Below are 12,708 nucleotides of genomic sequence, written 5' to 3' on the forward strand. Positions count from 1 at the left end.
CGTGGCCGCCCTCTCGAAGACGGATACTCCCCGGAGTATGGAACACAAGGAGCAGAACATGTTGCTGGAACGCCTCTACGACCACGACCTCGCCCAGGCCAGCTACTTCGTCGGCTGTCAGGCGAGGGGAGAGGCGATCGTGGTCGACGCCCGACGGGACATCGACGACTACCTCGACCTCGCCCGCGAGCACGGCATGCGGATCGTGGCCGTGACCGAGACCCACATCCACGCCGACTACCTCTCCGGCACCCGTGAACTCGCCGCCGCCACCGGGGCCACCATGTACGTCTCCGGTGAAGGGGGCCGGGACTGGCAGTACGGCTTCGACGCCGAGCGCCTCCGGGACGGTGACGCCGTCACCATCGGCAACATCACCGTCCGGGCCCGCCACACACCGGGGCACACCCCGGAACACCTGGCGTTCCTGATCACCGACGGAGCCTTCAGCCGGGAGCCGGGGTACATGATCACCGGCGACTTCGTCTTCGCCGGTGACCTCGGCCGCCCCGATCTGCTCGACGAGGCGGCGGGCGGCAGCGGCACCCGGTTCGAGGGCGCCCGACAGCTGTTCACCAGTCTGCGGGACGTCTTCCTGACCCTGCCGGACCACGTCCAGGTCCTGCCCGGACACGGCGCGGGCAGCGCCTGCGGCAAGGCCCTCGGCGCGCTCCCGGGGACCACCGTCGGGTACGAACGCCTGAACGCGTGGTGGTCCGCGTACCTGCGCGACGACGACATGGCGGGGTTCGTCGAGGAACTGCTCGACGGCCAGCCCGACGCCCACGCGTACTTCGCGCGGATGAAGCGCCAGAACAGGGAGGGGCCGCGGGTCCTGGGCGAGCGGAGGCCGCTGGCGGCGCTCTCCAACGAGGAGATCGCCCGATCGCTGGCGGCGGACTCGGTCGTGTTCGTGGACACCCGGTCCCACGCCGAGGTGCACCGGGGCACCGTCACCGGGGCCCTCAACATCCCCGGCCCGGCCAAGGCGGCGACCTTCGGTGCCTGGGCGCTGGACCCCGAGACCGAGACCCGGCCGCTGGTCCTCCTCGCTCCCGACGCGGACACCGCCGGACGGGTGCGGGACCACCTCCTGAGGGTGGGCGTGGACGGGGTCCACGGCTTCACCACCACGAGGGAGGGGCTGCCCGAGAGCGTGCCACCGCGCGTCACGCCGGAGGAGCTCGCCGGTGTCGACACCGGGCTGGTGTTGGACGTGCGCAGCAGGGGCGAGTACGCGGAGGGGCACATCCCCGGCTCCACACAGCTCAGCGCGGGACGTGTGCTCTGGAACCTCGACGCGCTGCCGCGTGAGGCCACCATCGTCAGCTACTGCGGCTCCGGTGTCCGCAGCTCCGTGGCCTCCTCCGCGCTGAGACGCGCCGGTTACGACGTGGTCGAACTCGACCGCGGATACGCGGACTGGGTGAGCGCCGGGGAGCCCTCGGCCTGACCGGGTCGGGGGTCGACGCGCCGGGCGCGGATCACGGAGGAAGAGCAACATGGAGTACCAGATCGTCCTGACCCTGGCCCTGGCCGTGGTGGTGGGGCTGGCCCTCGGGCTGTTGGGAGGCGGCGGTTCCATCCTCATGGTTCCCCTGCTCACCTACGTCGCGGGCATGGAACCCAAAGAGGCCATCGCCGCCTCCCTGTTCGTCGTGGGTGTCACCTCGCTGGTCAGTACGGTCGCGCACGCCAGAGCGGGGAACGTCCGCTGGCGGACCGGGCTGGTCTTCGGGGCGGCGGGCATGGCCGGGGCGCTGTTGGGAGGGCTGGTCGGCGGACACCTGCCGGGCACTCTGCTGATGGTCGCGTTCGCGCTCATGATGGTCGCGACCGCCGTGACCATGATCCGTGGGCGACGCGGTGGCGGAGAGGGACACGCGGCCCACGGGTCGCCGCCTCTCCGGAGGATCGTCCTCGACGGCCTGGCTGTCGGCGCGGTCACCGGTCTGGTCGGGGCGGGGGGAGGGTTCCTCGTCGTGCCCGCCCTCGTGCTGCTCGGCGGTCTGGCCATGCCCGCGGCGGTGGGCACCTCCCTGCTGGTGATCGCGATGAAGTCCTTCGCCGGGCTCGGCGGTTACCTGACCACGGTGAGCCTGGACTGGGCCCTGGTCGCGGCGATCAGCGCCCTGGCGGTGGCCGGTTCGCTCCTCGGCGCGCTTCTGACGCCTCGGGTTCCCGAGACCGCCCTGCGTCGGGGCTTCGGAGTCTTCGTGCTGGTCATGGGCGTGTTCGTGCTCACCCAGGAGCTCCCGGCGCCCTTCGGTCAGATCCTGGTCGTGGGGGCGGCGGTCCTGGCGGGCGGGGCCCTGGTGTGCCGCCTGATCGGGGACGCCTGTCCGTTGCCGCTGAGGCCGCAGACCTGACGGAGGTCCGGCCGGAGGCCTTGACGGGAGGTCCGGCCGGGGCAGCCCCTGGTCCCGGCCGGGCCCTTCACTCGGGGCGTGCGACGGGAGTCCGGTCGACGCGCGCGGCGAGGAGCGCGGCGCCCAGGGCGAGAGCCGCCGGTGTCAGTAGAGGAGAGGCCGGGAGGGCCTCTGGTGGGAGGCCGTGGCGTACTGGGAGCGGTGCCGGTGGTGTCGGGGTCGGACGCCTCCGGCGCAGGGAAGGGAATCTGTCTTCGAGGACAGTTCTCGCTGTTCTCGAAGAGGTTGTGGAGAGAATACCCCAGGGCCTTTTCAGTAGACCAGTCGATCTTCTGATAAGAGTCTTTCCAGTTTGGAGGGTCGTCCGGTCGATGCCCTGGCAGTACCAGCGACACGGGTTCGTAGTGGTACCCGGTTCCAAGGTCAGAACGGGTCTTGACGACGGAATTGGGGGCTGCCTACTCTGCTCGTCAACAGGATGAGGAATGACAGGGAATTTCCGAATTCCTGTAGGCGCCGACACTCGCGAACACGGGAATTGTTCGACCCCCATGGACGCGAACCGAGCCGTCCTGGGCCGGTCGACGGTCCGGGTCCCCCGCTGCGACCCCGGGTGTGCTCCGGGGTTCGTAACCCCCCAGAAGGGTGAGACCTCATGAAGTTCCCCAAGCTCCGCAACACCGCCGCCGTGGCCGCCGCCACCGCACTCCTCTTCACCCTCATGCCCGCCGGGACCGCGAGCGCCCACGGATACATCTCCAACCCCCAGAGCCGCCAGGCCCAGTGCGCCGCCGGTGTGGTCGACTGTGGGCAGATCCGCTGGGAGCCGCAGAGCGTCGAGGGCCCCAAGGGCCTGATGAGCTGTTCCGGTGGCAACTCGCGCTTCGCCGAGCTGGACGACAACAACTACGGCTGGCGCGTGACCGACGTCAGTACCAACGCCACCTTCAACTGGACGATCACCGCCGCCCACTCCACCTCCACGTGGGAGTACTTCATCAACGGCAACCGCGTCGCCAGCTTCAACGACAACGGCGCCCGGCCCCCGGCGAACTTCAGCCACAACGTCAACCTCTCCGGGTACAGCGGTCGCCAGACCGTGCTGGCCCGCTGGAACGTGGCCGACACGGGCAACGCCTTCTACGCCTGCGTCGACGTCAACATCCGCTGATGAGGACGCGCTGAGGTACGGCGCGCCCCGGCCCGAGCATTCCCCGGGCCGGGGCGCCCCGCGTTCGGCGCCGGGCGCGGCACCCCGGCGGTACGGCCGGTGCGGTGATGTCGGCGGGATGTGGTTGTCTCCTCTCATGGCTGTTGAGATCGAGCGGTTCCTGCGGTTGGTGCACGCGCTTCCGGAGTGTGAGGGTCAGGACTCGGAGCGCTACACGACGTTCCGGGTACGGGGGCGGCCCTTCGGCTACCTGTGGCCGCGCACCGCCACCGTGGGGCTGAAGCAGACCCTGATCGAGCAGGCCGCGCTGGTCGCGGAACGGCCCGAGGTCTTCGAGGAACAGTTCACCGCGGGCGGGTTCGGGTGGGTGGTGGTCCAGCTGGACGGGATCGATCTGGCCGAACTCAGCGAACTCACCCTGGAGGCCTGGTATCTGACCGCGCCCGAGGAACTGCTCGCCGCCCCGCCCTCCCCGGAGTCCCTCGTGCGCGCCTGAACGTGACCCCCCCTCGCTCGCAGCCCGGGGCTCCGAGCCGTGAGCGCGGGGTCGGTCACCGCCCCGAGTGTGGAAACCAGGTGCGTTCCGCGCGGATCCGTGCTGGGATCGTGCGCCATGGACCACCATCACGAGACCGACCTGCTGGACCGGATGGACCGGAACTTCGCGGAACACGCGTGCCACCTGCACCGGCACCTGGACGGCGCCACCGTCACGGAGTCCGGTGACCTCATGGTCGCGGACAGCGGTCTGGACGACGACACCTTCAACATCGTGGCCTCGGCCCGCTTCACCGACGCCGACGCCGGGGCCCGCGTCGACGGAACCGTCCGGTCCCTGGCCCGTACCGGCCGTCCCTTCTCCTGGTGGGTGGGGCCCACCGCACGGCCGACGGACCTCTCCGACCACCTGACGGCGGCCGGGCTGCCAGCGTCCGAACACGAGACCGCGATGTGGGCGGAGCTGGACTCCCTCCCCGCGGTTCCCGACACGGGACTGGACATCCGCCGGGCGCGCACGCCCGAGGAACTCGCCGACCACGCCGCCGTCCTGGCCGCGAACTGGACCCCGCCGGCCGAGACTGTACGCCGCTTCTTCGCCCTGGCCGCTCCACGGGCCCTGAGGGAGGGGTCCCCGGCCCGCTACCTGGTCGGGTACGCGGACGGCCGACCGGTCTGCTCGGCCGAGGTGTTCCTGCACGCCGGGGTCGCCGGGATCTACGACATCGCCACCCTGGCCAGCCACCGCCGACGCGGCCACGGCGGCGCCATGACGCTCGCCGCGCTCCACACCGCCCTGGGGGAGGGACACCGCGTGGCGGTCCTCCAGGCCTCCGCCGACGGTGAGCCGGTCTACCGCCGCCTGGGGTTCGGCGCCTGCGGCCGGTACACCGAACACGCCCTCACGCCCTGAAGTGCCGCGTCACTCGGGGCGTTCCCGCAGGTAGGTGAGGACGGCCATGACACGGCGGTCCACGTCCGTGCCCTCCGGCGGCAGGTCCAGCTTGGCGAGGATGTTGCCGATGTGCTTGCCCACGGTGGGCTCGGAGATCACCAGGTCCCGGGCGATCCGGGAGTTGGACCGGCCCTCCGCGAGCAGCGCGAGGACCTCGCGTTCACGCTCGGAGAGGCGTTCCAGGAGTGTGCCGCGACGGCGGACCAGCTGCCGCACGACGGCCGGGTCGATCACCGTCCCGCCACGGTGCACCCTGCGCAGGGTGTCCGCGAAGTCGGCCACGTCCACCACCCTCTCCTTGAGGACGTAGCCGATGCCCCGGCCGTCGTGGGAGTCGAGGAGCTCCGCCGCGTAGCTGGACTCCACGTACTGGCTGAGCGCCACGACGGGCAGGCCCGGGCGTTCGCGGCGCAACCGGACGGCGGCCCGCAGGCCCTCGTCACCGAAGTCCGGCGGCATGCGGATGTCGGTGACCACGAGGTCGGGGCCGTGCGCGGCGACCGCCTCCACCAGGGCCTCGGCGTCACCCACCGCCTCGGCCACCTCGAACCCGAACCTGCGCAGAAGGCCCGCGAGGCCCTCACGCAGCAGGGCGCCGTCCTCGGCCAGCACTACCCGGATGGGGGACAAGGGATCTCCGCTCTCAGCCGCGTGGGTCCACCGGCCGGACTGGACAACAGGACACGGCCGCCCACGACGGCGACCCGGTCGGCCAGCCCCGTCAGCCCCGTACCGCGCTCGGGATCGGCGCCGCCCCGCCCGTCGTCGACGGTCTCCAGCACCAACGTGTCACCGTCCAACGAGGCGTTCAACCGGACGGAGCGGGCCCCGGCGTGCTTGGCGACGTTGCCCAGCGACTCGGCGGCCACGTAGTAGGCGGTGCTCTCCACGTGGGCGGGCAGTCGCCGGGGCAGGTCCACACGGACGCGGACCGGAACGGGGGAGCGGTCGGCCAGCTCGGGGAGAGCGGCGGGCAGTCCGCGGTCGCTGAGGACCTTGGGGTGGATTCCGTGCACGATCTCCCGCAGTGAGCCGATGATCTCCTTGGCCTGCCCGTGCACGGAGGCCAGGGTCCGTTCCATGTCGCTGCCGGGCGGGGCGTCCAACCGGGCCAGCCCGATCTGCATGGCCAGGGAGATGAGCTGCTGCTGGGCGCCGTCGTGCAGGTCGCGTTCGATACGTCGGCGCTCGGTCTCGAAGGCGTCCACCAGTCGGGCGCGGGACCGGGTCACCTCCACCAGTTCCGAACGCAGCTCCTCGGTACCGTGGTCCTCCAGCAGCAGGCGGGCCAGCACGGCGTGCGCGTGCGCGGTGACGGCCGCGACGTACGGCGTGACCAGCAGCAGGACGGCACCGGCCAGGACCAGCGGGAGGGTGGCCCCCGGTGCGTCGAACGCCCACGGGAAGAGGGTGACAGTCCGTCCCAGGGCGGTGATCGCCGGGGTGGCGAGCAGGTAGGCGCCCAGGGCGGGGAACAGGTACAGCACGCTCCAGCTGACGGCGTCGACCACCGTGACCAGCAGGAGCAGGTACGCGAACGCGCGCCAGGTCGCGGGCTCGGTGTACCGCGCGCGGACCCAGACGAGCACGCCCCGCCCGGTGGGTCGGTGCCCTCCCGTGATCGGCGGGTGGACCAGGCGCAGCCGCCACCGCTCCAGCCGGGCCACGGGCACCGCGACCAGGGGGCCGAAGGCCAGGAGGAGGGCGAGACCGGCGGCCAGCAGGGTGATCAGGAGCCAGGTGGGGTGGTCCCGGCCCGTGGCCATCTCCTCCACGGCCGTGCCCAGGGCGAGGAGGGGGAAGGTGATCGGGAGGAGCAGTGTGGTGAGCACCGTTCCGACGACCACGGACGAGGCCAGGTACCCCAGGCTCCGCCACGGCCAGGAGGACAGAGGGAAGCGCCGTGTGCGCAACGCCTCCAGCGGGGTGCGCGCCGGGCCCGCCCGGCCGGGGGCCGGGGGACCGGGCGCCGGGGTGTCGGTCTGCTCGCTCACGGGCCCAACGTACGCCCGACACCGGGGCGCCGGACAGAAGGGACGCCCCACCCTCGGCTACGTGTCCGCCCCACCCGGACGAGGATCAGGTCCCGATGATCCCGCCGTCGTCCTTGCGCACCACCACGACCGCCGACCGGGGCCGACCGGCCGGATCGAACCCCGGCCAGTTGCTCAGCGCTCGCGGGTCCTCCGCCGTGGGCTCTCCCAGGCCGGGCGCGGCCGACCCCGGCCCCTGGACGGTCACGAACAGGGTCCGTTGGTCGGGGCTGGCCGCCGTTCCCGCGATGCCGCACCCGGGCGGGCCGGTCAGGAACCGCCGCACCTCGCCGCTCTCGGGGTCGGCGCAGAGCAGCGCGCTGTTGCCCACCAGTTCGCGGGAGTTCCCGGAGGGGTCACCGAGCCGGACCACGTCGGTCCGGATCCACAGGCGTCCGTCCTCACCGCAGTGGACCCCGCCCGGAGAAGCGAAGACCGCTCCTCGCTCCGGGGCGGAGCCGGTCCCGCCGGCAGCGGCGAACTCCTGCCAGGAGAACAGGGTCGCGCCCGGGTCGCTGGCGCCCTCGGTCCAGGACAGCACGCGGCCGCCGTCGGCGGAGGCCTCCGGGAGGTAGACCCTCCCGCTCACGGGGTGCACCGCCGGTGTCCCCGGCCCCCTGAGCTCGGTGGCGCCCACCGCGTCCGCGGCCTCACGGGCCCTCAACAACACGTCGGCCTGGTCGGCGAAGCCGTCGCGCGTGGTCAGGCCGGTGCGTCCGTGGACCAGCGGCAGCCAGGTACCCAGCCCGTCGGAGTCCAGCCGGGCCACGTGGAGGACGCCCTCATCCAGCGGGCCCGGGCTCCGGCCCTGGGTGGTGCGCCAGGGGTGCTCGGCCACGAACTTGTACAGGTGTGTGGGGTCGCTCATGTAGACGACCGCCCGGCCGCGTGACTCGGTGACGGCCGCGCCGCCGTGCGCGATCCGGCCCATCGCGGTGTGCTTGACCGGTGCCGAGGACGGGCTCAGGGGGTCGATCTCCACGGTCCAGCCGAACCGGTGCGCCTCGTTGGGTTCACCGGCCAGGTCGAAGCGTCCCAGGTGGGTGTGCCAGCCGTAGGAGGCCTCGCCCGAGGTGAGCCCGTAGCGGCGCTGGGACTCGGTGGGGGACCAACCCTGGGTCCGGGTCCCGAACACGTCGGTGAGCGTGTCCTCCCCGGTCAGGTAGGTCCCCCAGGGGGTGCTGGCGTGGGCGGTGCCGCCGATGACCCCGGTCGGGTCCGTGGCGGTCTCCAGGCTCCGGTGCCCGGCGAGCGGTCCGGACAGGGTGGTGGGTGAACTGGCCGTGAGCCGCCGGTTGAGTTCGTCGTCGATCACCCTCCAGCGGCCGTCCGTCAGTTCGACGCGGGCGATGGTCACGCCGAGGGAGGCCATCTCCTTGTCGGTGCGCTCCACGGTGGCCGAGCGCCCTCCGTCCGCGTGCAGCAGCACCGGGTCGGCCCAGGAGTGGTTGATCACGAGCAGCCCGCGCCGACCGCCGTCGTGCCCGGGGTGCAGGGGGACGTAGGTCAGTCCGCTGTGTCCGGTGCCGACCTGGCGGGCGGCCTCCGTCGCGGTGTCGGAGGCGTCGGGCCGCCACGACGGGGTCCCCCGGTGCAGCGGCGCGCCCCAGGGGAGCAGGACCCGGGCGGTGTATCCGGGCGGGACGGTGAGACCGTCGGCGTGGGCGACCGGAACGCCGGTGAAGGTGGGCGCCGCTCCGGTGTCGGGGGCGGCCAGGGCCGGGCGGAGGGTGCCGCCGAACAGGGCGGCCGTGGTCAGGACCCCGAGCCCCGCTCCGCCGCGAAGGACCTGACGACGGTTGGGTCCGTGTTCCATGGGTTCTCCTTCGGCCGCATCCGTGCTTTTGTAGTGAGATTATTACTCTAAGTAGTTTTTCCTGCGCATTCGGGTATGCGGCACTCCGTGGCGGGGTCGGATGTTCATGGGAATGAAAACGGTTATCGGTTGGTTGGAAGGCCTGACACCCAAGGAGGCGCCCATGGCACGCGACGACGCCCGGCCCGTCATCCGGCTCAGGTCCACGGAGGGCACCGGGACCACCTACGTGACCCGGAAGAGCCGCCGCAACACTCCGGACCGCCTGGTCCTCAGCAAGTACGACCCCCGGCTCCACCGCCACACCGAGTTCCGCGAGGAACGCTGACGCAGGGAGGACCCCATGCAGAAGAACATCCAGTACGGCCCCGTCGTCTTCCGCGACAAGGCGGCCGACTTCGCCTTCCTCACCCGGTCCACGCGGAGCAGCGCGAACACCGTCGAGTGGGAGGACGGCCACACCTACCCGGTGGTCGACGTCGACATCTCCAGCGCCAGCCACCCCTTCTACACGGGCAACGCCCGCGTGGTGGACACCGCGGGACGGGTGGAACGCTTCCAGCGCCGCTACCAGCGCGGCTGAACCGACACACGGCGCCGCCGGGGACCTCCCGGCGGCGCCGTCGTGTGGAACGGGCAGGACGAAACACCCTCACCCCTGCCGTCCGAATCCGCATGGGTCCGGCAGGCTTGTTCCGTGACGACAACCCCGACCGAAACACCGGCCCCCACCCCCGGCCGTGCCACCGCGAGGGCCCCGCGCAGCCCCGTCGACCTCCTCGTCGGCGTCGCCGGGCTGCTCCTGGTCTGCGTGGTCCTGTTCCTGGTGAGCGACGCCATCTCGGACGGCGCACCGATCGACGACGCCTCCCAGCTGCGCGCGGTGATCCCGTCGTGGCTGCTGTTCGGCGCGGCGCTCGGCGCCAACCTGCTGCTCATCGTCCTGATCGCCTACGTCGTCCTGCGCACGCTGTTCCTCCGAGAGCTGCGCGACCTGAGCCGCGCGGTCGTCGCGGCGGTGGCGGCCTACGCCATGACGTCCTACGTCAACTCGGTTCTGAAGAACGCCACCTACAGCGCCGAGTCGCTCCCCGGGGTCCCCGACGAGATCCTGACGGCCGCCACCCTGGGCTACGTCGCCGCCGGAATCGCGTTCGCCCGGACCATGCCCACCGGACAGCCCCGGGTGCGCTCGCTGCTGTGGGGCACCAACGCTGTGATCGCCGTCACCTCGGTGATGGCCGGGGTCACCAGCATCCTCGCGGTCCTGTTCACCCTCCTCGTCGGCCTCACCAGTGCCGCTCTCAGCCGCTACGCCATCGGCGCCAGCGTGCCGCCCCCCGCTACCGGGCTCATCCAGGCGGAGCTCCGCCGCTTCGGCGTGACCGCGGACCGGATCACCCCCGCCGGAACCGACCGGGAGGGCGACGCCCTCTACCTGGCCGACCTCTCGGACGGGCGCCAGATCGAACTCTCCGTCCTCAACTCCGAGAACACCAGCGGGTTCTGGCTGCGCCTGCGCGACCTCCTCCTCCTGCGCGGTCCCGTCGCCCCCCGCATGCTCTACGGGGCGCGCAGACGCGCCGAGCACGCCGCGCTCATGAGCGCCGCCGCCCGCGAGGCCGGGGTGGAGGCCCCCCGTGTCCTGGCCCTGGGCGAACTCACCCCCGGCACGATCTTCCTGGCCCGTGAACGCTCCCGGCTCCAGGGCCTGGACACCCTGGAGGCGGGCCGGATCAGCGACGCCCTGCTGGACGACCTGTGGCGCCAACTCGGCCTGCTGCACCGGCGCCGCGTCGCGCACGGCGACCTCAACGGCACCACGGTCGGCGTGCTGCCGCACGGCGACCTGCGGCCGGTCACCGCCGCGCTCAGCGGAGTCGACCGAGGCGCGGTCGCCGCGCCCCAGATACGCACGGCCCTGGACACCGCCGCGATGGTCACCCTGATGGCGCTGCGCGTGGGCGCCGACCGCGCGGTGTCCTCCGCCGTGCGGGCCCTGGGGGTCTCCGCCACCGCCGCCATCCTCCCCCTGCTGCAACCCGCGGGCCTGCCCCACGGGCTCCGCGCCGCGCTGCGCCGCGCCGACCGCTCGCTCATGGGGGAGCTGCGGCGCCACATCGCGGCGGTCGCCCCCGAGGCACCCACCGAACCCGCCCGCCTGGAGCGGATGCGCCCCCGTACCATCGTGAGCTTCGTGGTGGTCACCCTGGTCGGACTCGTGCTGGTGTACCAGCTCTCCGGGGTCGAACTGGGCACCATCCGCTACGCCGACCCGGGGTGGACCCTGGCGGCCCTGGCCATGGCGACCGTCTGTATGGTCGCCGCCGCCATGGTGCTGATCGGCTTCGTCCCGGCACCCCTGCCGTTCTGGCGGACCGTCCTGGTGCAGTACGCGGGGTCCTTCGTGCGCATCGCGGCCCCGGCCGGACTCGGATCGATCGCGATCAACAGCCGGTACGTGATCAGGACCGGGGTGCCCGTCTCGCTGTCGCTGTCGGCCGTGGGTCTCACGCAGCTGGCGGGCTTCCTCGTTCACGTGCCACTGCTCCTGGTGTGCGCGTACCTGACCGGCACGTCGTACTGGACGGGCTTCACACCCTCACCGACCGTCACCGTGATCGTCATCATCGGGACCGTCAGCGTGGGATGCGTTTTGCTGCACCCCCGCCTGCGCAGGGCCGTCGGTTCCAGCCTGCGCCCTTATCTCAGGGGGGTCCTGCCCCAGCTGCTGGACCTGTTCCAACGTCCCGCCAGCCTGATCCTGGGGCTGGGAGGCACGCTGCTGCTGACCGTGGCCTTCGTGCTGTCCCTGCACTTCTCGGTCCTGGCCTTCGCGGAGCCCGGACTCGAAGTGAGCCTGGTCGCGGTCGCCGTGGTGTTCCTCGCGGGGAACGCCATCGGTTCGGCCGCGCCCACCCCGGGCGGGCTCGGCGCGGTCGAGGCGGCGCTGATCGGTGGACTCACGACGGTCACCGCGATGCCCGCGGACGTGGCCCTGCCAGCGGTGCTGCTGTTCCGGGTGCTCACCTTCTGGTTGCCGGTGCTGCCCGGCTGGGCGGCCTTCAGTTACCTGCAACGCCGCGAGGCGATCTGACGCGGCCGGGACCGGGATCTGCCAGGATGTGCACAAGAGGACGTGGGCAAAGGTCAAGCGGAGATAACGGCCCACGTTATCCCAGGTCGTTTACTGTGAGCCCCGCGCACGCGGGGATGGACCTGTCACGCTCCGTCGATCGGTGGCGGGGGGTGCGTGAGCCCCGCGCACGCGGGGATGGACCGGAGGCAGTGGCGCCGATGGCGCCGACCGCGAGGTGAGCCCCGCGCACGCGGGGATGGACCGTGGCCATCGAACTTCGTGCGGCACGGGCAGGTGTGAGCCCCGCGCACGCGGGGATGGACCGGAGGCAGTGGCGCCGATGGCGCCGACCGCGAGGTGAGCCCCGCGCACGCGGGGATGGACCGTCCAGCGCTCGGCCGGGGCCCAAGACCAGAGAGTGAGCCCCGCGCACGCGGGGATGGACCGCGGCGCACATCCAGGCCGCGGTACCCGAGCTGGTGAGCCCCGCGCACGCGGGGATGGACCGGACCCGACCCACACCGCCCCCGTGCGCGACTTGTGAGCCCCGCGCACGCGGGGATGGACCGGTGTCGGTGATCGCTTGCAGGGTGGGGCGTTCGTGAGCCCCGCGCACGCGGGGATGGACCGCCCACCACCTGGTGCGGCCCCGGCCCGCTCCCGTGAGCCCCGCGCACGCGGGGATGGACCGTCCTTCCGGGAGGCGCGAGCGAGGGTGGCGCGGTGAGCCCCGCGCACGCGGGGATGGACCGTCCGACTCACCCTCCCCAAACCCCATCTCGGAGTG

General features: G+C 72.2%; 11 protein-coding genes and 1 CRISPR repeat array (1 of these 12 cut by a window edge). Of the genes, 8 read left to right on the plus strand and 3 right to left on the minus strand.

Translation table 11 applies throughout. From position 1 onward, the window contains the following. The first annotated feature begins 58 nt into the window (after positions 1-58). The 5 genes from ACFW3L_RS13325 (at position 59) to ACFW3L_RS13345 (ending at position 4,951) form a co-directional block, all read left to right on the plus strand. The gene (locus ACFW3L_RS13325) at positions 59-1,453 is read left to right on the plus strand and encodes a rhodanese-like domain-containing protein (protein WP_378739826.1); all 1,395 of its coding nucleotides are present in this window, start codon (positions 59-61) and stop codon (positions 1,451-1,453) included. Positions 1,454-1,502: 49 nt separating this feature from the next. Further along, positions 1,503-2,369, plus strand: a complete 867-nt coding sequence (locus ACFW3L_RS13330) for a sulfite exporter TauE/SafE family protein (protein WP_378739828.1) — start codon at positions 1,503-1,505, stop codon at positions 2,367-2,369. Between the two features lie 655 nt (positions 2,370-3,024). Next, on the plus strand, positions 3,025-3,540 hold the full coding sequence (locus ACFW3L_RS13335; RefSeq protein WP_378739830.1) for a lytic polysaccharide monooxygenase auxiliary activity family 9 protein: 516 nt from the start codon (positions 3,025-3,027) through the stop codon (positions 3,538-3,540). 136 nt (positions 3,541-3,676) lie between these two features. Further along, the gene (locus tag ACFW3L_RS13340; protein ID WP_378739833.1) at positions 3,677-4,036 is read left to right on the plus strand and encodes an MmcQ/YjbR family DNA-binding protein; all 360 of its coding nucleotides are present in this window, start codon (positions 3,677-3,679) and stop codon (positions 4,034-4,036) included. A 117-nt stretch (positions 4,037-4,153) separates the two neighbouring features. Continuing rightward, on the plus strand, positions 4,154-4,951 hold the full coding sequence (locus ACFW3L_RS13345) for a GNAT family N-acetyltransferase (protein ID WP_378739835.1): 798 nt from the start codon (positions 4,154-4,156) through the stop codon (positions 4,949-4,951). A gap of 9 nt (positions 4,952-4,960) precedes the next feature. Here the strand turns inward: ACFW3L_RS13345 and ACFW3L_RS13350 are convergent, their stop codons facing one another. The 3 genes from ACFW3L_RS13350 to ACFW3L_RS13360 all read right to left on the minus strand — a co-directional run bounded on the left by ACFW3L_RS13350 (position 4,961) and on the right by ACFW3L_RS13360 (position 8,842). Next, a complete protein-coding gene (locus ACFW3L_RS13350) occupies positions 4,961-5,623 on the minus strand; it encodes a response regulator (RefSeq protein ID WP_378739837.1) in 663 nt (220 codons plus the stop codon). Next, positions 5,605-6,987 (minus strand): sensor histidine kinase, encoded by a 1,383-nt coding sequence (locus ACFW3L_RS13355; RefSeq protein ID WP_378739840.1) that lies wholly within the window; start codon positions 6,985-6,987, stop codon positions 5,605-5,607. Before ACFW3L_RS13355 ends, ACFW3L_RS13350 begins: the two co-directional genes overlap by 19 nt. Positions 6,988-7,072: 85 nt before the next feature. Beyond that, entirely contained in the window at positions 7,073-8,842 is a 1,770-nt protein-coding gene (locus tag ACFW3L_RS13360; protein WP_378739843.1) for a PhoX family protein, read from the minus strand. A gap of 163 nt (positions 8,843-9,005) precedes the next feature. Between ACFW3L_RS13360 and rpmG the strand changes: the two genes are divergently transcribed. From rpmG to ACFW3L_RS13375, 3 genes are all read left to right on the plus strand, one after another. Further along, positions 9,006-9,170, plus strand: coding sequence for a 50S ribosomal protein L33 (rpmG, locus tag ACFW3L_RS13365; protein ID WP_378739845.1), 165 nt, complete (start codon positions 9,006-9,008; stop codon positions 9,168-9,170). Between the two features lie 15 nt (positions 9,171-9,185). Next, a complete protein-coding gene (locus ACFW3L_RS13370) occupies positions 9,186-9,425 on the plus strand; it encodes a type B 50S ribosomal protein L31 (RefSeq protein ID WP_378739847.1) in 240 nt (79 codons plus the stop codon). A 114-nt stretch (positions 9,426-9,539) separates the two neighbouring features. After that, positions 9,540-11,939, plus strand: a complete 2,400-nt coding sequence (locus tag ACFW3L_RS13375; protein ID WP_378739849.1) for a lysylphosphatidylglycerol synthase domain-containing protein — start codon at positions 9,540-9,542, stop codon at positions 11,937-11,939. A 95-nt stretch (positions 11,940-12,034) separates the two neighbouring features. Next, positions 12,035-12,708: direct repeats of the CRISPR family, unit length 29 nt; unit sequence GTGAGCCCCGCGCACGCGGGGATGGACCG; it runs 1,001 nt beyond the window's last position.

The sequence above is a fragment of the Nocardiopsis sp. NPDC058789 genome (assembly GCF_042745575.1).
In the GTDB taxonomy this organism is placed as follows: Bacteria; Actinomycetota; Actinomycetes; order Streptosporangiales; family Streptosporangiaceae; genus Nocardiopsis; species Nocardiopsis eucommiae.